Below are 20979 nucleotides of genomic sequence, written 5' to 3' on the forward strand. Positions count from 1 at the left end.
CTGTTTACATATTCTCTTCCGCAAATTCAGCAAGACGACTGCGGACAACCCCATTGAGATAGATGTTGGCACTACCTTCAAAGTTTTTAAAGCGTTCGACAATATAGGTTAAGCCCGACGTGACGGGTGAGAGATAACTGGAGTCGATCTGCGACAGGTTACCGGAACAGACCAGTTTGGTACCTTCACCGCATCGGGTGATGATGGTTTTGATTTGTGAAGCTGTTAAATTCTGGCATTCATCCAGCAATACAAACGCATTCTGAATTGAACGCCCACGCATGAAGTTAATGGACTTGAACTGAATATTGGCTTTCTCAAAGATATATTTCATTGAGCCATCAGTACAAACATCGTTTTTATGTAACGCCTCCATGGTATCTGTTACCGCAGCTAGCCACGGCATCATTTTTTCTTCTTCCGTCCCCGGTAAGAAACCAATAGATTCCGCAATTTCAGGGGTGTTACGGGTGACAATAATCTTGTCATACATGCTTTTTTCAATCACCAGCTCCAGCGCGGCAGCCATTGCCAGGATAGTTTTACCGCACCCGGCCGGACCGGTCAGAATGACCAGATCGATATCAGGATCGAGCATCGCATCAAGCGCCATCCCCTGATAGACATTTTTAGGGTGGATCCCCCAGGCCTGACGGTGCATCAATCGCTCATGGCCCAGATCTTTGACCGTGACAGTTTCACCATCAATACTGTCTATCCGGCCCGCAAAATCATCTCCGTCATCAAGAAGGTACTGATTAAGATAAGGAGCCTCAAACAACTCAGCCGGCAAGGTATGTACGGTGGCACGCCCGCGGCTTTCCGTCTGACACTCCCCGACCCGATCCCAAAACAACCCGTCAAATTGCTGAAAACCTTTACTTAATAGTTTTACATCATCAATAAGCTGGTCGGAGCGATAATCCTCAACCTTATAGACGCCGGCGCCTTTGGCACGCAGCCGCATATTGATATCTTTGGTCACCAATACGACTTCGCGTGGTGCATAGTGAGATTGCAGGTACAAAACCCCGTTAAGAATACGGTTATCTCCGGCTTTATCAGCAAAAGCATGCACCATTTCTTTGATCGTGTAATCTGCAAAAATAGCAACAGTACCTTTATGATCGCCATCATGAGTAAAAGGAATACCGGCAGAGATCTGCTCGGGGGTGGCATCGTGGAAGATATCTTCCAGCGCGCGGATGGCTACCCGTGCATCGCGGGAAACATCACGTTTACTGTCTTTAATCCGATCGAGCTCTTCCAGCACCGTCATCGGAATAACGACATCGTGCTCTTGGAAAGAATAAATAGCGAGAGGTTCATGAAGCAGAATATTGGTATCGAGTACAAAGATTTTCCGTGCATAATCGTCCATAAGCACCTCCTTGGTAACATCCTGATAGCAAAGTAAATTGCCATTACACTTAAGCGTACGTCAAAACACGGTGGTTACTATTAAAGACCGGAGAGAATGAAATAAATGTGACAAAAATACTGTGACGGATTTGGACAACTTTCACCGTGACCTCAATCACATCATGCAGTAACATGACTCCCCTTTTTTACCGATGCGAATTCTGGCTTACACTTAATCTCAGTGTAGCCCAAATATGAACCAGCACCGGGTTTCACATTTTCCTTAATATCAAATAATTAGAAGGCTTTTACCACTATGCCATTTGCTTTGGGTCAACGTTGGATCAGTGATACAGAAAGTGATTTAGGTTTAGGCACTGTCGTCGCACAAGATGCCCGTACAGTCTCCCTGATGTTCTCTGCCAGTGAAGAGAGCCGCTTGTATGCACGCAATGATGCTCCTGTTACCCGTGTAATGTTTAATGTTGGTGATGTGGTTGAAAGCCATGATGGCTGGTCACTGAACGTTGAAGTCGTTGAAGAAAGTGGCGGCGTTTTTACCTATATCGGTACCCGCACAGACACCGGGGAAGAGAACGTTAAGCTGCGTGAAATTTTCCTCTGCCACCAAATCCGTTTCAACAAACCGCAGGATAAATTATTTGCCGGTCAGATCGATCGTATGGACCGCTTTGCCCTGCGTTACCGCGCGCTAAAAAATCAGTATGAACAACATAAAAGCCCGCTTAGGGGCCTGTGTGGTATGCGTGCAGGTCTTATCCCGCATCAGTTATACATCGCCCATGAAGTCGGCCGTCGTTACGCACCGCGCGTATTGTTAGCCGATGAGGTCGGCTTAGGTAAAACGATTGAAGCGGGCATGATCATCCACCAGCAAATTCTGTCAGGCCGTGCCGAGCGCATTCTGATCCTAGTACCGGAAACGCTGCAGCATCAGTGGTTGGTTGAGATGATGCGTCGTTTTAATCTCCACTTTTCGATTTTTGACGAAGAGCGCTGCGTTGAAGCCTATGCCGATGCGTCAAACCCGTTTGAGACCGCGCAATACGTGCTGTGTTCACTGGACTTCCTGCGTAAGAGCCGTCGCCGTTTTGAGCAGGCTCTGGAAGCTGACTGGGATCTGCTGGTCGTGGATGAAGCACACCACCTGGAATGGAGCGAAGATAAACCGAGCCGCCAGTACCAGGTAGTCGAGGCATTATCCGAAAAAACCCCTGGCGTACTGTTGCTCACCGCAACCCCGGAGCAGCTAGGCCGCGAAAGCCACTTCGCCCGTCTGCGCCTGCTCGACCCGGATCGTTTCTACGATTATGAAGCTTTTGTCGAAGAAGAGCGCCAGTACGCACCGGTAGCAGAAGCGGTCTCCCGCCTGTTGTCCGGCGAGCGACTGGATAGTGATGCCAAAAACAGCCTGACGGAGCTGCTGTCAGAGCAAGATATCGAGCCAATGCTGCGCATTATCGAATCTGGCGATGTCGATAATGAACAGTCGCAGACGGTACGCCATGAGCTGATCGACAATCTGATGGACCGCCACGGTACCGGCCGCGTGCTGTTCCGTAATACCCGCGCGGCGATCAAAGGCTTTCCGCTGCGTCATCTGAATATGTACCCACTGCCACTACCTAACCAGTACCAGACAGCAATGCGTGTCGCTGGCATGATGTCAGGTAAAGTTCCGAGCGAACAAAAAGCGATTAAACTGCTTTATCCGGAAGATATTTATCAGGAGTTTGAAGGCGATTCAGCAACCTGGTGGAACTTCGATCCGCGCGTAAACTGGCTGCTTGACATGCTGAAAGCGAACCGCAACGAGAAGGTACTGGTCATTTGCTCCCGCGCCCAGACCGCGCTGACACTGGAGCAGGCACTTCGCGAGCGTGAAGGGATTCGTGCCACCGTGTTCCATGAAGGCATGTCGATCATCGAACGCGATAAAGCCGCCGCTTACTTCGCTCAGGAAGATGAAGGGGCCCAGGTACTGCTCTGTTCAGAAATCGGTTCGGAAGGTCGTAACTTTCAATTTTCCAATCAGCTGGTGATGTTTGATCTGCCGATCAACCCGGATCTGCTGGAACAACGTATCGGTCGCCTCGACCGTATCGGCCAGCAGCGTGATATCGAGATTCATGTACCACACCTGCAAGGCACGTCGCAGGCGCTGCTGGCACGCTGGTATAACGAAGGCCTTAATGTCTTTGAAGAAACCTGCCCGACCGGCCGTGCGGTATATGAAGCGGTAAGAGATGACTTGATTGAGCTGCTGGCCAGCGAGAGCCATGACGCCGATGCGCTGGAAAAACTGATCGAACAGAGCGCGGCGATGCATCTGTCGCTGAAAGCCAAACTGGAACAAGGCCGCGATCGCCTGTTAGAAATCCACTCCAACGGCGGTGAAAAAGCACGTGAACTCGGTGAGCAAATTGCCGCTAAAGACGGGGATACCAACCTGGTAGCCTTTGCTCTTGGCCTGTTTGATACCATTGGCCTGAATCAAGACGATAAAGGTGAAAATGCGATCGTCGTAACGCCATCAGAGCATATGATGGTCGCCAGCTACCCGGGCCTGCCATATGACGGCTGCACCATCACCTTTGAGCGCGACACCGCGCTGTCACGTGAAGATCTGCACTTTCTTAGCTGGGAACACCCGATGATCCAGGGCGGTATCGATTTACTGCTTTCCGAAGGCGTTGGTACCACGGCGGTTTCTCTGTTGAAAAACAAAGCCCTGCCTGCAGGCACCCTGCTGCTTGAACTGGTCTATGTGGTGGACGCCCAAGCGCCGAAACAATCGGGCATTGGCCGCTTCCTGCCACAGACACCTATTCGGATCTTACTCGATGCCAAAGGGAATAACCTGTCGGCAAAAGTGGAGTTTGAAGGCTTTAACCGCCAGTTAAGTCCGGTTAACCGCCATTTAGCCAGCAAACTGGTCAACTCGGTGCAAAAAGAGATCCATGTCCTGATTGCACAAGCTGAGCAAGAAATTGTCAAAGAGCAAGTCACTGTACGTGAAGCGGCTCAGGCTGAAATGGAAACCAGCCTGCGGGCAGAGCTGGATCGCCTGCAGGCTCTAAAAGCGGTCAACCCGAATATCCGTGACGATGAGCTGGAACTGATTGAAAGCCAGATCCAGGATCTGACCGGCTATATCAGTAAAGCTCAGGTACAGTTGGATTCATTGCGTCTGATTGTGGTCAGCCACAACTAATTCACCCGCTTTTAGTTCCTTCCCAAAGCCGCATAACACTCAGTGTTATGCGGCTTTTATGTTACTATTCCCGATGACACCCATTGTGTTTATTTCCACCTACATCATTCGAGTAACTCATGAAACCATTGCCATTGCTGGACTACAATCCACCCGTCGAACCCTGGCTGGATGTACTTCACCTCGATCGCGATATCATTGCCCTGAACAAGCCTTCCGGACTGCTTTCAAATCCAGGCCGGGATCCGGCTCATCATGATAGTGTGCTTACCCGTGTTCTGCGTGACTACCCGCACGCCCAGATTGTCCACCGCCTTGACATGGCGACCTCAGGCTTGATTGTCCTGGCCTTAAATAAAAATGCCGAACGCCACCTGAAAATCCAGTTCCAAAAACGCCAGACTCAAAAGATCTACTACGCACGGGTGTGGGGCCACTTAAAACAGGATACCGGCACGATTGACCTGCCATTAGTTTGTGACTGGCCGAACCGCCCGAAACAGAAAGTCTGCTTTGAAAATGGCAAACCGTCTGTCACCCATTACGAGGTAGTCGCACGGGAAGAGAATGCCACTCTGGTTCGCCTGCGCCCGATTACAGGCCGTTCGCACCAGCTCCGCGTTCATCTGCTGGCCTTAGACCACCCTATTCTCGGTGACCGTTTCTACGCCCATGATGAAGCCAGAACAATGGCTCCGCGCCTGCAGCTGCACGCCGCAGAGCTGACATTCGCACATCCCTACACCGAACAGCCGATGCACCTGTTTGCCCCATGCAGCTTCTTTCCTGGCGCGCCAGAAAAAACCCTCGAATTACCCGCTGCAGTTCAATAAAATCAACGTCTCTGGGGTCTGTTTATGTTTCGACATAATTGCTGCAATGTTGAAACATAAACAGGCCCGGGTTGAGGCTTCATCCGGATTTGGTATAAATTATTCCTATTACGACCAAATCGGATCAGCTGACATGGAAACTATCGTCTTTCTCGATCGCGCCACGATTCCCGCTCATATACAGATACCACGCCCGGCCTTTGAACACCGGTGGCTTGAATACCCTGCCACCGAATCCAATCAGCTCACTGAGCGCCTGCAGGACGCCAGCATTGTGATTGTCAACAAAGTGGTTCTTGATGCCGATATCCTGAGTCAGTTACCACAGCTTAAAATGGTGGCAATAGCGGCGACAGGTACCAATAACGTCGATCTCGATTATTGTTGCCAGAATCAGATCACGGTGGCTAACATCCGGGGTTATGCCACCCGCTCGGTACCCGAACATGTCATTGGGTTAATGTTTGCGTTGCGGCGCAATTTAATCGGATATCATCAGGATATTCAGGCCGGTGTATGGCAGCAAAAAAAGCAATTCTGTTTTTTCACTCACCCGATTGGGGATATTGCCGGATCGACGCTAGGTATCATCGGCCATGGCGGACTGGGCCAGGCGGTCGCCACACTGGCGAAGGCTCTGGGCATGCAGGTGTTGCTTGCCGAACACAAAGGAAGAAGAGATTGTCGTGAAGGCTACACCCCATTTGACGAGGTGCTGGCGCAGGCCGACGTACTGACGCTGCATTGTCCGTTAAACGAGCAGACAACCAACCTGATTGGCTCTGCCGAACTGAGCAAGATGAAATCCACCAGCATCCTAATCAATACCGGGAGAGGGGGCTTAGTGGATGAGGCCGCCCTGGTCGCAGCATTAAAAAATGGCACCATTGCCGGCGCGGGTGTCGATGTATTTACCCAAGAACCCGCTGACAGCAGTAATCCACTCATCGCCAATGCCGAACTGCCCACGCTGTTACTGACCCCACATGTTGCCTGGGGTTCAGACTCAGCGATTCAGACCCTGGCCAACCAGCTTATCGACAATATCAATGCCTTTATCGCCGGTAAACCGCAAAATATCGTATAAAAAACGGGAGCATAAGCTCCCGTCATCAATGCTGCCTGTAATAACTTATTTGACGCCATTCTCTTTGCGGATCAGATCATAAGCCGCCTGCAACTCTTGCGCCTTCTGCTTAGCCATCTCCCTCATTTCTGGCGGCAGGCCTTTCGCCGCCAGCTTATCAGGATGATGTTCATTCATCTGCTTACGATAAGCACGTTTGACTTCCTGAGCTGAAGCCCCATCTGTAACTCCCAGCAGCTCATAGGCATCCGCCAGTTGATCTCGCGTCGGTGGCTGTCGGTAAGCCCCTTGTTGCTGATATTGCTGATTGAAGCCACCTTGCTGAAAACGGAACGCCGCTTCTTGCATGTGCAGGCGTTGTTCTAACTGCTGCGAGGAGAAACCCAAACTACGGGCAATGACATGCAGTAACTGGCGTTCACTAGGATGCAATACACCGTCGGCAAAAGCCGCCTGGATCTGTAACTCTAAGAAAAACTGTAATAAATCGGCACGGCCAGCATAGTTTCGACGGACGTTAGACAGGGTTTCATCAAGCAGGAAGCCCTCATCCTTCCCTTCTCTGAACGCATTTTGCGCCTGACGGCGTGATTCGCCATGCAGCCCCATACGATCCATAATGGCGCTGGCCACCCGGATTTCATCTTCAGTAACCCGGCCTTTCGATTTGGCCATATGGCCCATCACCGCAAAACCCGCGTAGAAAAACTCCGCCTGACGCTCAGCGCTGTTGGCTTGATGCGAGCCAAAACCGCTAAAGCCGCCACCGCGATAAACATTTGTTCGTGCTTTATCGAACTTATGGCCTAAAAACAGGCCTAATAACAATCCAAATGGGCCACCGAGAAGGAAACCAAAAAATGCGCCTAAAAGCTTACCCCACACCTGCATTCTATACTCTCTGGTAATTTGCTAAATTTATTCATGGTTTACTCGACACTGTGGCCTGAAAAGATGCCGTCGAGGTGAAATTGCATTATGATAGCTGTCATTTCTCGGGAATGCTTGTAAAAAGCGCAACCAAATAGCTATGCGCCACAAACTGAATACAGGAACGTTTAATTCGATGTCATTAACCTCCCGCAGCTTACTTGCCACCATGATCAGCCTGGCTCTTTATGGCCCGGCACTGGCAGATGAAACTCCAACCCAGAGCGACGATGTCAATGATGAGCTTTCTGTAGCCGGTGAAGAAACAGATGCACTTGAACTGGTGCGCGGTATCTGCATCGCTCCTCAGGATCGCTCTGCTGATCCCAATAATGAGCCAGTCAAAGTCACCGCCGATCATGCTGAAGCCAAAAATAACACCAAAATGACTTACTCCGGTGATGTGGTTGTCCAGCAAGGCCATCGGACGATGGCGGCAGATATGGCGACATTACGCCAGCCGGAAAATATCGTAACGGCAGAAGGCAATGTCTATTTCCATGACGGTGGTATGGAAGTCTACTCCGACCGCTTGCAAAGTAACCTTGAGAGTGAAGATGCCGAAATGGAGAATGCGGTCTATAGCATGACCTGTGAGCCCGGCCGGGGGGAAGCGAGCAGGATCAGCAAGAAAAATGTCCAGGGCACCCAATTCTACCGTATGAAAGACGGGACCTATACCACCTGTCCGACTGACGATAAGAGCTGGCGTTTTTCTGCAACCACATTGGAACGAGAGGGGGAGTCACCTTTCGCCGACTTGTACAACGCCCGCTTCGAAGTGCTTGATGTGCCTGTTTTCTATTTGCCTTATTTAAGAGTGCCGGTAGGAAAAGAGCGTTTAACCGGCTTCTTGTACCCGTCTCTCAGTTATGGCTCTCGTGATGGTTTCGAGTTTGAAGCGCCTTTTTACTGGAATATCGCCCCGAATTACGACATGACCATCACCCCTAAGTACATGAGTAACCGGGGGCTGCAACTTAATTCTCAGTTCCGTTACCTGACGGAATTCGGCTCCGGTCAGTTAAATGGCGAGTACCTTGCTGATGATAAAACCGCACCGGAAAAAGATGCCCGCTGGGCCTTTAACTGGTCTCACACCGGGACTTACCAGAGTCACTGGCTATTTAAGGCGGATTACAGCAAAACCAGTGACTTCAGCTATTTCAATGATATCGATTCCAGCATCGGTAACCGCGAAGATAACAACCTGTTGCAGACCGGTGAGGTCTCTTACCGCGAGCAAAACTGGGATTCAACGTTAAGGGTTCGTGATTTCCAACCGTTAACCTCAACCGGCGAAGGTACTCAATACCGCCTGATGCCTCAGCTGGAGTTTAACTACTACCGCCCGGATCTGCCTTATGGCTTCGATTTCTCGATGGCCAGCCATCTCAGCCGTTTTGAAAATGACTCAAACGCTAAGCCCTCGGCCGATCGTGTTCACCTCGAACCGAAGCTCACACTGCCCTATGCAACGCCCTGGTGGTCTATCACTTCCGAAGCGAAGTTGATGTACACCTATTACAATCAAGATTTTGATAACTCGGTCACTGATTTATCAACGCTTAACGAAACGGCTTCACGGACTGTTCCAAGTGTACGTATCCACAGCGGGCTCTACCTGGAACGGGATACGGCATTTTGGGGTGACCGTTATACCCAAAGCCTTGAGCCGCAGATCCAGTACCTCTTTGTACAGAATGTTGACCAGACAGATATCTATAACCCGGTAACATACTCTGGTGGTGGTTATGATAGTACCCGCCTGCAACAAGACTACTACGGTCTGTTTAGTGACAAAATATACAGTAGTGTTGATTACATTGCTCCGGCAAACCAATTTACCCTTGGTGCCTCGACTCGTTACTTTGACAATAATTTCAGGGAACGATTTACCCTATCGTTAGGTCAAATCTTTTATATCGATAAACCGACATTTGATGGTATCAGTGAAGATGATGCGGAAAGTTATTCGGCAACAGCATTAGAAACTGAATTTAACTATGCCGATTGGCTCTTCTTCAAAAGCTCAATGCAATATGATGCGAGTGATAGAAAGGTTCAGCTGGCCAGCGGGGCAATTGAATACCGTACTGGTGGGATTTATATTCAGCCAAACTACCGCTACGTCTCTAGCAGCTACCTGGACCGATTCGTCGCAAATCCAAACGCTGCCGATGATAGTGGCAAACAGGACGGTATTTCTCAGCTCGGCCTGTCAACAGGCTTTCCTCTTTATGAGGGCTTGAGTCTGCGTGCCGACTATTTCCATGATCTGAATGTCAATAAAATGCTGGAGAGCCAGGTTGGCTTGACTTACACCTCTGCTTGTTGGCTTATCGGTCTGACTTATAACCAGTACGCGTCGAGTTCTTTAGGGGCGGATAACACCCAATACGAAGATAACATAACATTATCCTTCAGCTTACTCGGCCTGCAGGGCGCAAAACCTCTGGGTTACAGCACTGATACGGGTAATGCATTGTCATACGGTAATTCATTCTCTTTAAATAATTAACCCAATTACGGCCATAAGTCGTAATTGCAACACAGATGGAACGTAAATGAAAAAGTGGAAGTCTTCTCTGTTAGGCCTGGTCATCTGGAGTCTCGCAGCCGGCAGCATTGCTGCCCCCAAGGAAATGGATAAGGTCGTGACGCTGGTTAACAACAGCGTGATCCTGCAAAGCGATGTCGATGGCATGCTTAAAACGGTACGCATCAATGCCGCCGAGCAAAATCAGCCATTGCCTTCAGATGAAGTCTTGACTGAGCAGATCATTGAAAAACTGATCCTTGAGACCTTACAGCTGCAGCAGGCAGATCAATTTGGTATCCGAATCGACGATACCCGCCTTGATCAGGCAATTGCCCGGATCGCCCAAGAACGGCAAATGACGGTTGCCCAACTGCAGCAAGAACTGGCTTCTAGCGGCATCGGTTATTCAATGTTCCGCGAGCAAATGCGTCGTGATATGACCGCAAGCGAAGCGCGTACCATTCAGGTTCGCCGCCGCATCAGTATATTGCCACAAGAGGTAGAAACGCTGGCTGAGCAACTTAACAAACAAAATCTACAAAGTGTACAGTTCAACATCAGCCACATTCAGCTTCGGGTTGAAGACGGTGCCAGCAAGGCACAGCGCGAAGAAACGGAAAAACAAGCGCAGCAACTAGTGAGTGAACTCAAGCAAGGCGCAGACTTTGCCAGCCTGGCCTACAGCTACTCAAAAGGCCCGAAAGCACTGCAAGGTGGCGAATGGGGATGGATGCGCCAGGAAGAGATGCCAACCATCTTTGCCGATCAGATCAAATCAAATGGCAAAGGCGCCATTATCGGCCCTTTCCGGAGCGGTGTTGGCTACCACATCATGAAAATCAATGATGTCAAAGGGTTAGATACGGTCTCGGTCACCGAAGTCAATGCACGCCATATTCTGTTGAAAACCTCGGTCATTTTAAGTGATGACGGCGCAAAACGTCAGCTGGAAAAAGCGCGCAAGAAGATCCTGGCGGGTGAGCAGACTTTTGCCGACGCCGCTCAGGCACTGAGTGCCGACCCGGGTTCGGCCGCCAATAAGGGTGAGCTGGGATGGCAGACACCTGATATTTATGTACCAGAATTTAAAGAAAAAGTAGAAAGCCTGCCAGCAGGCACTATCAGTGAACCCTTTAAAACAGTCCATGGCTGGCACATTGTTGAAGTATTAGATCGCCGTAATGTTGACCGTACTGATGCAGCAGTCAAAGACCGAGCTTATCGTATTTTGTTCAGCCGTAAGTTCAACGAAGAAGCCCAGGCGTGGATTCAGGAATTACGTGCCGGCGCTTATATCGAAAAATTAGGAACCGACAATGAGTAAGGTTAAACGCATCGCGATCACACCGGGAGAACCTGCAGGTATCGGCCCTGATTTAGTGATCGCTATCGCCCAACATAACTGGCCACATGAACTGGTTATTTGTGCTAACGCCCAGCTTATGGTAGAACGTGCAGCCCAATTGGGATTACCGCTGGAAGTAAGACCGTATGATGCCTCACTTCCCGCGCAGCCGCATCAGGCTGGCACAATGGTTGTCACTGACCACGCTCTGAAAGCACCAGTGACGCCTGGCGAGCTAAAGGAACAAAATGGTCACTACGTACTACAAACGTTAGAACGCGCTGCTCAGGGTTGCTTGAGCGGCGAATTTTCGGCATTGGTAACAGGCCCTGTTCACAAGGGGGTGATTAACCGTGCTGGTGTGGCATTCAGTGGCCATACTGAGTTTTTCGCCCAACAAGCGAACACTGCGCAAGTTGTAATGATGCTGGCGACAGAAGGTTTGCGGGTGGCGTTAGTGACGACGCATATCCCTTTGGCTTATGTCGCCAAAGCGATAACAGAAGAGCGGCTGCAACAAGTCATCCGCATTTTGCACGCAGATTTAGTCAGTAAATTTGGTTTAAAACAGCCAAAAATTTACGTTTGCGGCTTAAATCCGCACGCCGGTGAAGACGGCTGTCTGGGCAGAGAAGAAATCGACGTCATTTCTCCGGCCTTAGAGCAGCTTCGCCAGCAGGAAGGAATGAATCTGGTCGGCCCATTGCCTGCCGATACTATCTTCCAGGATAAATATCTGGCCGATGCAGATGCTGTATTGGCTATGTATCACGATCAAGGGCTGCCAGTGCTGAAATATAAAGGCTTTGGTAAATCGGTCAACATTACGTTAGGTCTGCCCTTCATCAGAACTTCAGTAGATCATGGTACCGCACTGGAACTCGCAGGTACTGGACAGGCGGACACTGGTAGCCTTTGGACAGCGCTATCACACGCCCTCGAATTGGTAGAAAAACAAGCATGAGCAGCGATCAAGTCCACCTGGGTCACCGCGCCCGTAAGCGCTTTGGCCAGAACTTTTTGAACGACCCATATATCATTGATGGCATTGTATCTGCCATCAATCCACTGCCAGGTCAAAACCTGGTTGAAATCGGCCCTGGTCTGGGTGCAATCACCGAGCCTGTCGGCAAACTGGTCGATAAATTTTCAGTTATCGAACTGGATCGCGATCTAGCGGAACGCTTACGCAACCACCCGGATTTGGCTCATAAGCTAACGATCCACGAAGGCGATGCCATGCGTTTCGACTTCACCCAGTTGATCAAACCAAACAACAAGCTGCGTATTTTCGGTAATCTACCGTACAACATTTCTACGCCATTGATGTTCCACCTCTTTACTTTTCATGAACATGTGCAAGATATGCACTTCATGTTACAAAAAGAAGTGGTCAATCGTTTAGCGGCGGGACCTGGTTGCAAAGCGTATGGTCGCCTGACCGTCATGGCTCAATACTACAGCAAGGTAATGCCGGTTCTGGAAGTGCCGCCAGAATCATTTACGCCAGCACCAAAAGTGGATTCTGCGGTTGTACGCCTGACGCCATATGAAACCCTGCCATACCCATGTACTAATCTTAAATGGCTAGATCGTGTTTGCCGTGAAGGTTTTAATCAGCGTCGCAAGACAATCCGCAACTGTTATAAAGCGCTGTTGAGCGTCGAAGAACTGGAGAACTTGGGAATTAACCCAGCGTTACGTCCGGAAAATATCACGGTTGAGCAGTTCGTTGACATGGCAAACTGGCTGGATGCCAACCATAAAAACGCATAAGCGCATTGGTTGGGGTTTGGCTGAATAAAGAAAGGAAGCATGATTTTGAGTACTAACGCCCCCCCAACCATCAAATGCAGAGTGGTTACTCACTACCTCGAGGACCAATCTGAGCCTGGCAATCAGCGTTATGTGTTTTCGTACACCATCACCATCAGTAACCTCGGACAGGGAACGGCTCAGTTGCTGAGTCGTCGCTGGCTGATCACAGATGCCAACGGTAAAAAATTAGTGATCGAAGGTGAAGGTGTGGTCGGCGAGCAGCCCGAAATTGCCGCCAACGAAGAATACACTTATACCAGCGGTACCATCATTGAAACCCCTCTGGGAGTGATGCAGGGCCACTACGTCATGATCGATGATCAGGGTGATGAATTTACTGTCGAGGTTTCTCCCTTCCGATTGGCTATTCCCAATATTATTCACTAAGGATCCGTATGGCTACCTACCTTGTCGGTGACATTCAAGGTTGTTTTGACGATCTCTGCCACCTGCTTGATCAGGCCCGATTCGATCCTGGACATGATGAATTATGGCTGGCCGGCGATTTAGTTGCCAGAGGCCCTAAATCGCTCGACACCTTACGGTTTGTGAAAGCGCTTGGTACACAGGCGACAACGGTGTTAGGCAATCACGATCTGCACTTACTGGCCATTGCTAATGGCATCGCCAAGCCGAAAGCCAAAGACAAAATTCAGGCCATCTTAGATGCTCCCGACAGTGCCGAGTTGCTCGACTGGCTAAGGCGACAACCGTTACTCGCCGAGCATCCGTCCTTACCTTTCGTAATGGCTCACGCAGGCATTCCCCCGCAGTGGGATCTTAAGCAAGCACATCGGCATGCAAGAGAAGTCGAAACCTGCTTGCAGTCAGCAGATTATATCTGGCTACTGCAAAACATGTACGGCAATGGTCCTGACCTCTGGAGTCCTGGACTGGAAGGCATAGAAAAATACCGCTTTACCATTAATGCCTTCACCCGTATGCGCTTTTGTCATCCGGATGGCAGGCTGGATATGGCCTGTAAATTATCCCCCGATCACCCTGACACCGGTGAATTGCTTCCTTGGTTTAGGCTTGCCCGATCACAACCTTTAGGGAAGAAGATCATTTTTGGTCACTGGGCAGCATTATCCGGCTACGAGGATAACAAGGTTATCGGTCTGGATACGGGGTGCGTCTGGGGGAACAGTATGACGTTATTACGCTGGGAAGATCATGCCAGGTTTGAAACCGCCTGCCCAGTTTATGCGTAGGGGAAAAGGGCCGAGGATCTAGGGACGAGAACTCTCTCGCCCCTCTTAACTCTCTACTTCTCTACTCTCTACTCTCTACTCTCTACTCTCTACTCGCTCTAATATCGTAAAGCGCATATTGTGAGCATTTTTATCATCGGCAGCATAATCTTCGCTATAGATTTCCAGCCAATTATTATCCCAGTCAGGGAAACAGGTATCCCCCTCAACCACCAGATCAATAAAAGTCAGATACAGGCGATCAGCGACCGGCAGACACGCGGCATAAATACTGCCTCCGCCGATAACCATCAGCTCCTCAACATCACCCGCAGCGCTCTTGGCTGCATCAATGTCAGCGACGACGGTGACCCCTTCTGCGCAAAATTCAGGATTACGGCTGATCACGATATTATGACGGCCCGGCAACGGACGTCCAATCGACTCAAAAGTCTTACGTCCCATCACGATGGGCTTACCCAATGTCACCTGCTTAAACCAGGCAAAATCTGCAGGCAGATGCCATGGCATCGCATTGCCTTTACCGATAACACGATCTTTGGCCATTGCTGCGATCATACTGATCTTCATCACTTTCCCCTGTTAACCGCCACCAGAAATAAAATCTTATACCACCGGTCGGCGACGATAAAACAATAGCCCCGGCATCGCCAGCCCTATCGCCAATGCCGCAACAATAAATACCGCTTTAATAACATTTTCCATCATCAATGCCCACAACTCCGGACTAAAGCCGCGATGATTAATTTCCACCAATAAAATCATTGCCTTAAAGGTAAAAACCCCCGGAACCATAGGGATCATCGCAGCAACGGTAAATACCTTAGGATGGGCCAGAAAACGGTGCGACCAGTGTACACCAATCATCCCGACCATTGTCGCGGCACAAAACGTTGCCCATTCAATCGGCACCCCAAAATGTATCAAAACAAAGCGACTGCCATGACCCAGCGCCCCGCCGATAGCACAGTATTTCAGTGCTTTCTGCGGAACATTAAATACCAGAGCAAAACCTACCGCCGGGATCATGGCAAAAAACATGTCATTGAGCAGTGCAAGAATAAAGGCAAAATCGATCATGACAACCACCCCCACACGCCCAGCACATTCATTGCTGCGACAATGCCGATACTGGTTGATAGAGTCAGCAAGCTGGCTATGGTCCAGCGGGCAATCCCCATATTAGAAAAGCCTTTGACCATATCTGAAACCGCATTGATTAACGGAAAACCGGGGACCAGCATTAACACTGAAGAAGCCATCGCCAGAAATGGGTTTTCACCAATCTGGTAAACCTGCCCCATACCAGAGATTAAGGTCGTCACAAAGGCTGTCACCCCAAAATTCAGTAATGGATTAAAGTGAGCGTGGGCTATCTCCTGACGCACAAACATACCGACCGAAGATGCAACAAAGGTCAGCAAGAATACAGGCCAGTCTCCTCCCGCCAGACGGCTGAAAGAGGCACAGGATAAACCGATCATCACGATAACCAGAACACGGTTGTAACGCAGGGGTTTAATCTGTTCTAAACGCTGATGGACACCATCAACATCAATGACACCGCGCTCAGCCATGATGCAGACACGTTGAATTTCTGTCACCACTTGCATGTTAATGCCGCGATCCTGACAACGGCGTGCCGTGGTAATACAGCGACCATGATTCAATGTCGTCAGCACCATTGAACTGGCCGATAACGACACTTCAACACTCTCAACCCCCAGCGCTACCCCTAACCGCGTGGTGACATCCATCACCAGTGTGCTTTCTGCACCATGCTGTAATAACTTTTGTCCTGCAGCAACCGCTAGACGGGACACTTCCCTCTGCTCAGGCTCTGACAGTTGCTTTATCCCACTTACCATCAATCTTCCCTCTGTATCATCTCTACATCAAGCCTAACGGGCATACCCTTGCCTTCAGGGATTATTCAGTAACAGCTGAAGATTATCAATCATTTCACCCGGCCATCATTGGCTACGAATTATCAGACAAATTTACTCTGGCAGTGTTGATTAGACACAAAAAAGCCGCTCATAGGAGCGGCTCATTATCTTGGGGAGAGCATGAATTATGGTTTGTAGATGATCTCTACATCATAATCATCTTCGTTCCAGTCATCCCAATCGTCGTCATCGTCATCATTATCTTCAGCTTTTTTGATTTGCTCAGCGTGATAATCGTCCCACTTGAATTCGACTTTCTCTTTTTCTACCGCTTCTTCTTCAAACGTTACTTTTGGTAACTGCTCAATGAATGCCATCAGATCATAGGTCAGCTCTTTCGTACCCATACGGTTGAGGCCGGAAATACAGTAATAGTCACCTTCCCAGGCAAGTGCGCCCAGGATCTCATCGATCTTAGCCTGAGCCTCTTCTTCTGATAACAGATCCACTTTATTGAAGATAATCCAACGAGGTTTGTTCGCCAGCTTCTCGCTGTACTTATCAAGCTCATTCAATATCGTGAATGCATTCTCAACCGGATCGGAACCATCGGCAGGCAACAGATCAACCATGTGCAGAAGAATACGGCAGCGCTCAAGGTGTTTCAGGAAGCGAATACCTAAGCCAGCGCCATCCGCAGCACCTTCGATCAGGCCTGGAATATCTGCAACAACGAAGCTGCGATCGGAGTCGACACGTACCACACCCAAGCTTGGAACTAGGGTCGTAAACGGGTAATCAGCAACTTTTGGTGTTGCCGCTGAGACCGCACGAATGAAGGTTGATTTACCTGCATTCGGTAGCCCCAGCATACCAACATCCGCAAGCAACAATAGCTCAAGGCGCAGGTGACGGATCTCACCTTTTGTTCCCATTGATTTCTGACGTGGCGCCCGGTTTACTGACGATTTATAACGGGTATTCCCTAAACCATGAAATCCGCCTTTTGCGGCCATGATCTTCATACCGTGCTGCGTCAAGTCAGCAATGATTTCACCAGTCTCTTCATCAACCGCACGCGTGCCGACAGGAACACGTAAGATACAATCTTCACCGCGTTTACCGGTACAGTTACCGCCACGGCCATTTTCGCCGCGAGGTGCTGAGTGAAAACGTTCAAATCGATAATCGATCAGGGTATTAACGTTTTCATCGGCCAATAAGTATACGTCACCGCCATCACCGCCATCGCCGCCATCAGGGCCGCCTCTTGGCACATATTTTTCAGTACGGAAACTAACGGTACCATTACCACCATCACCGGCATCAACTCGAATTACCGCTTCATCTACAAACTTCATATCTTTCTCCGCACTGTGGCGTTCAATATCCCAATCTGATCAATCACCAAATTGTTCAGATTGCTATTAATCTATTGTAATGGACCTTGGCTATTTGTGCTGACGAATAATTTTATGCCCAATGGCACAGAACATGGCACTACTCACCACAACCATAGCACCAATATAACCCAATAGATTAAGGGCTGCGGCAGCAAAAAACTGTGGCCAAATCAGACTAGCAAGATCGACAAATATTATCGTAAACAAGGGAGCTAAAGTGATCACCGCGCTCACTTGCGAGGCTTGCCAGCGTGCCATTGCTTCTGCAAATGCACCATAACCGACAAGCGTGTTAATACAGCAGAACATCAACATGCCCAGCTGTCTCGAATCCATTAAAAAAATTTGTTCAGGTTGAGCTAATGGTGTCAGCATTAATGCACAGATCACGTAGATCATTAATAAGATCTGCGCTGAACTGAACTGCCGCAGCAAGCGCTTTTGCGCTAGCCCGTACACCACCCATACCAAAGCTGCTACAACTGCCAATAATACGCCAAGCGTATAGCCAGTAAAACTCGTAAATAATTCGACTAAACGTTCATTAAAAAACAGGAGCAAACCGAATATCAGGGATGCCACACCAATCATTTGGTGCACACCTAACCTTTCTTTGAACAACCACACACTCATGAGTAATAATATCACTGGTGCGAGCTGTATGATCACCTGGACCACAGGCGGATTCAAATACTGTAATGCACTGTTAAATAAAACAAAGTTACCGGCCAAGCCCATACTTGCAAGCACTAACAGACCAATACCTGCCGCACCTGCCGAGCTTACCTGGGGCAACTTTCTTCGCCAATATAGCCAACCACCTAAACCAATGGAGGCGGTTACAAAGCGGTACCAAACAATGGTAAAAGGCTCCATCACTTCGACAGCCTGCTTCATGGCAATGGGCAGAGCCCCCCAGAACAGTGCCGTTATCAGCGCTAAAACCATTCCTGCAGCAGGGTTTTGAGTAGACATAAACCCTCAAGACATAAAAAGCCCCGCCAATTGGCAGGGCTTTAAGATTCGTTACGAGACTGAATTATTCAGCTTCGATAGTTACGAATTTACGGTTTTTAGGACCTTTAACTTCGAACTTAACTTTACCGTCAGTTAGTGCGAATAGTGTATGGTCTTTACCGCAGCCTACGTTAGTGCCAGGGTGGAATTTAGTACCACGTTGACGAACAATGATGTTACCTGCAAGAACAGATTCACCACCGAAACGCTTAACACCTAGACGTTTGCTTTCTGAATCACGGCCGTTATTAGTAGAACCGCCAGCTTTTTTATGTGCCATTTTTTAAATTCTCCTAATTATTAAGCGCTGATGCCAGTAATTTTGACTTCAGTGAACCACTGACGGTGGCCCATTTGCTTACGAGAATGCTTACGGCGACGGAACTTAACGATTTTAATCTTATCGCCACGACCGTGCGTAACAACTTCTGCAGTCACTTTACCACCCGCAACGAATGGTGCACCTACAGTTACTTCTTCACCGTTGGTTACTAGAAGAACGTTGTCAAATTCAACGCTAGCGCCTGTTTCAGCGTCTAGTTTTTCCAAGCGTAAGGTCTGGCCTTCGCTTACTCGGTGTTGCTTACCACCACTTTGGAAAACAGCGTACATGTCTTACTCCGCTTTTCCGCATAGGCCATCTGCCACGTTATATTTTGGGCAACGGGTATGCGCTTAATCTTGTCATCAATAGGGCGCGAATGTTACGTGAAAACGGCGCTTGTGGCAAGCCATTAAACAAAGAAAATTGGTGAAAAGCTGTTCAGTAGAACAACTCTCTGATCTGTAGTAATTAGAGGTTGTGAAGAAAGGGATATTTTAGTGTAAGATTCTATGACAAATTCGAATAACCTTTCCGCCTTAGCGGCCAACAATTTTGCTGGATGTATAATGGATTTTAAAGCTATCCAAGCACTCACCGCCAATGATATGGCGGAAGTTAATGCGAAGATAAAAGCACAACTGAACTCAGATGTCGCCCTGATTAATCAACTCGGTTTTTACATTGTCAGCGGGGGGGGTAAGCGCCTGCGCCCGATGTTAGCCGTTCTTGCTGCCCGAGCTCTGAATTACGAAGGGGATAAACACACGACGGCAGCCGCTTTTGTTGAGTTTCTTCATACCGCAACCTTGCTCCACGATGATGTTGTTGATGAATCTGATATGCGCAGAGGCAAAAAAACCGCCAATGCCGCATTCGGTAACGCCGCCAGTGTTTTGGTCGGTGACTATATCCATACCCGTTCATTTCAGATGATGGTCAGCCTACGATCCTTGAGGATCTTGGATGTTATGGGTGACGCCACTAATGTGATCGCTGAAGGTGAGGTGCAGCAATTAATGAACTGCAATGATCCTGACATCACAGAAGAGAGCTACATGCGGGTGATCTACTCAAAAACTGCACGCTTATTCGAAGCAGCAGCACAAATTGCCGCCATTATTACGGACTCTCCGAAACAGATTGAAACCGCCCTGCAGGATTATGGCCGTTATTTAGGTACAGCCTTCCAGCTGATCGATGATGTGCTGGATTACGTTGCTGATGGCAAAGAGATGGGTAAAAACGTCGGCGATGATCTTGCTGAAGGTAAACCGACTCTGCCGTTGCTACATGCTATGCACCATGGTAACTCAGAGCAATCTATAATGATTCGCGAAGCTATCGAGAAAGGAAATGGTTTAGATAAGCTTGAACCTATCCTGGCTTGTATGCGCGAAACCGGTTCGCTGGAATACACCCAGCAGCGCGCGGAAGAAGAAGCCGACAAAGCAATTACTGCACTGGCACCCATACCAGAGTCTGATTACAAAGAAGCCTTGATCGCTCTTGCACACCTTGCAGTGCAGCGCAATAAATAATCCCATAGACGCCTGCGCTGATCCCGTTTCCCGGTCACACCTCTAAGCAGGCTTTTCCCCTCCCCAGCCATTTTCGCCCCGCAAAGGATCCTCAAGCGGATCTATAGATCATCTTTGCCCTGAGCAATATTTGGAGGCCATGATGCAAGCTAAAGATCTGCAACAAGGGATGTGGGTGGAGTGCCCGCAAGGCGTGGTAGAGATCATTGACGTTGATCCAGCCCATAATTCTGCAATTGTCGAAAATATGCATGATCATTCGCGCAGCAGTCTGCAGTGTTAATTGCGATGACATTCAGGAACAGCCACAACTCCACACAGGTTGTAACATTTACTGCTAGAATGGCCTTTCTATCGGTGGTGGCTGCTCGATATAAAGCTTCATACTGGATGCACAAAAAAGCGGCTAAAATGCCGCTTTTTTCATTTCACTTTACCGCT

Annotated in this window: 20 protein-coding genes; 11 read left to right on the forward strand and 9 right to left on the reverse strand. The window is 49.1% G+C overall.

What is annotated here, in order from left to right:
- Positions 1-4 precede the first annotated feature (4 nt).
- Positions 5-1381, reverse strand: coding sequence for a PhoH family protein (locus tag C9I89_RS20485; RefSeq protein ID WP_107285181.1), 1377 nt, complete (start codon positions 1379-1381; stop codon positions 5-7).
- Positions 1382-1678: 297 nt separating this feature from the next.
- On the opposite strand from C9I89_RS20485, the gene rapA reads away from it, so the two are divergent.
- The 3 genes from rapA to C9I89_RS20500 all read left to right on the forward strand — a co-directional run bounded on the left by rapA (position 1679) and on the right by C9I89_RS20500 (position 6517).
- Entirely contained in the window at positions 1679-4597 is a 2919-nt protein-coding gene (gene rapA, locus C9I89_RS20490) for an RNA polymerase-associated protein RapA (protein ID WP_107285182.1), read from the forward strand.
- A 119-nt stretch (positions 4598-4716) separates the two neighbouring features.
- Positions 4717-5430 carry a bifunctional tRNA pseudouridine(32) synthase/23S rRNA pseudouridine(746) synthase RluA gene (gene rluA, locus C9I89_RS20495; protein WP_211315286.1) on the forward strand — a complete coding sequence of 238 codons (714 nt, stop codon included), beginning with the start codon at positions 4717-4719 and terminating at the stop codon, positions 5428-5430.
- A gap of 133 nt (positions 5431-5563) precedes the next feature.
- Entirely contained in the window at positions 5564-6517 is a 954-nt protein-coding gene (locus tag C9I89_RS20500) for a D-2-hydroxyacid dehydrogenase (protein ID WP_107285183.1), read from the forward strand.
- A 45-nt stretch (positions 6518-6562) separates the two neighbouring features.
- Here the strand turns inward: C9I89_RS20500 and djlA are convergent, their stop codons facing one another.
- Entirely contained in the window at positions 6563-7408 is an 846-nt protein-coding gene (gene djlA / locus C9I89_RS20505; protein ID WP_107285184.1) for a co-chaperone DjlA, read from the reverse strand.
- A 175-nt stretch (positions 7409-7583) separates the two neighbouring features.
- Between djlA and lptD the strand changes: the two genes are divergently transcribed.
- From lptD to C9I89_RS20535, 6 genes are read left to right on the forward strand one after another with little or no spacing between them, the layout of a single operon-like run.
- Positions 7584-9968, forward strand: coding sequence for an LPS assembly protein LptD (lptD, locus tag C9I89_RS20510; RefSeq protein ID WP_107285185.1), 2385 nt, complete (start codon positions 7584-7586; stop codon positions 9966-9968).
- Between the two features lie 46 nt (positions 9969-10014).
- Entirely contained in the window at positions 10015-11313 is a 1299-nt protein-coding gene (gene surA / locus C9I89_RS20515) for a peptidylprolyl isomerase SurA (RefSeq protein ID WP_107285186.1), read from the forward strand.
- Positions 11306-12298 (forward strand): 4-hydroxythreonine-4-phosphate dehydrogenase PdxA, encoded by a 993-nt coding sequence (gene pdxA / locus C9I89_RS20520; protein WP_107285187.1) that lies wholly within the window; start codon positions 11306-11308, stop codon positions 12296-12298. Before surA ends, pdxA begins: the two co-directional genes overlap by 8 nt.
- A complete protein-coding gene (gene rsmA, locus C9I89_RS20525; protein WP_107285188.1) occupies positions 12295-13110 on the forward strand; it encodes a 16S rRNA (adenine(1518)-N(6)/adenine(1519)-N(6))-dimethyltransferase RsmA in 816 nt (271 codons plus the stop codon). The genes pdxA and rsmA overlap by 4 nt, the downstream gene beginning before the upstream one ends.
- Positions 13111-13149: 39 nt before the next feature.
- The gene (apaG, locus tag C9I89_RS20530) at positions 13150-13539 is read left to right on the forward strand and encodes a Co2+/Mg2+ efflux protein ApaG (RefSeq protein WP_170107749.1); all 390 of its coding nucleotides are present in this window, start codon (positions 13150-13152) and stop codon (positions 13537-13539) included.
- A gap of 8 nt (positions 13540-13547) precedes the next feature.
- Entirely contained in the window at positions 13548-14366 is an 819-nt protein-coding gene (locus C9I89_RS20535; RefSeq protein WP_107285189.1) for a symmetrical bis(5'-nucleosyl)-tetraphosphatase, read from the forward strand.
- 75 nt (positions 14367-14441) lie between these two features.
- On the opposite strand, the gene folA is transcribed toward C9I89_RS20535, so the two are convergent.
- From folA to rplU, 7 genes are all read right to left on the reverse strand, one after another.
- Positions 14442-14936 carry a type 3 dihydrofolate reductase gene (folA, locus tag C9I89_RS20540; protein WP_107285190.1) on the reverse strand — a complete coding sequence of 165 codons (495 nt, stop codon included), beginning with the start codon at positions 14934-14936 and terminating at the stop codon, positions 14442-14444.
- 36 nt (positions 14937-14972) lie between these two features.
- Complete coding sequence (locus C9I89_RS20545; RefSeq protein ID WP_107285191.1) at positions 14973-15446, reverse strand: threonine/serine exporter family protein; 474 nt, start codon at positions 15444-15446, stop codon at positions 14973-14975.
- A complete protein-coding gene (locus tag C9I89_RS20550) occupies positions 15443-16234 on the reverse strand; it encodes a threonine/serine exporter family protein (protein ID WP_107285192.1) in 792 nt (263 codons plus the stop codon). Before C9I89_RS20550 ends, C9I89_RS20545 begins: the two co-directional genes overlap by 4 nt.
- A gap of 206 nt (positions 16235-16440) precedes the next feature.
- On the reverse strand, positions 16441-17616 hold the full coding sequence (gene cgtA / locus C9I89_RS20555) for an Obg family GTPase CgtA (protein ID WP_107285193.1): 1176 nt from the start codon (positions 17614-17616) through the stop codon (positions 16441-16443).
- 90 nt (positions 17617-17706) lie between these two features.
- Positions 17707-18633: a DMT family transporter gene (locus C9I89_RS20560; RefSeq protein ID WP_107285194.1), complete on the reverse strand. Its 927-nt coding sequence runs from the start codon at positions 18631-18633 to the stop codon at positions 17707-17709.
- Between the two features lie 64 nt (positions 18634-18697).
- Positions 18698-18955, reverse strand: coding sequence for a 50S ribosomal protein L27 (gene rpmA / locus C9I89_RS20565; RefSeq protein WP_107285195.1), 258 nt, complete (start codon positions 18953-18955; stop codon positions 18698-18700).
- Positions 18956-18975: 20 nt separating this feature from the next.
- Positions 18976-19287, reverse strand: a complete 312-nt coding sequence (gene rplU, locus C9I89_RS20570; protein ID WP_107285196.1) for a 50S ribosomal protein L21 — start codon at positions 19285-19287, stop codon at positions 18976-18978.
- A gap of 279 nt (positions 19288-19566) precedes the next feature.
- Between rplU and ispB the strand changes: the two genes are divergently transcribed.
- Both ispB and C9I89_RS22600 read left to right on the forward strand, forming a co-directional pair.
- Complete coding sequence (ispB, locus tag C9I89_RS20575; RefSeq protein WP_107285197.1) at positions 19567-20538, forward strand: octaprenyl diphosphate synthase; 972 nt, start codon at positions 19567-19569, stop codon at positions 20536-20538.
- 142 nt (positions 20539-20680) lie between these two features.
- Positions 20681-20821: a hypothetical protein gene (locus tag C9I89_RS22600; RefSeq protein ID WP_170107750.1), complete on the forward strand. Its 141-nt coding sequence runs from the start codon at positions 20681-20683 to the stop codon at positions 20819-20821.
- Positions 20822-20979 lie beyond the last annotated feature (158 nt).

This window comes from Photobacterium lipolyticum (assembly GCF_003026475.1).
Classification (GTDB): domain Bacteria; phylum Pseudomonadota; class Gammaproteobacteria; order Enterobacterales; family Vibrionaceae; genus Photobacterium; species Photobacterium lipolyticum.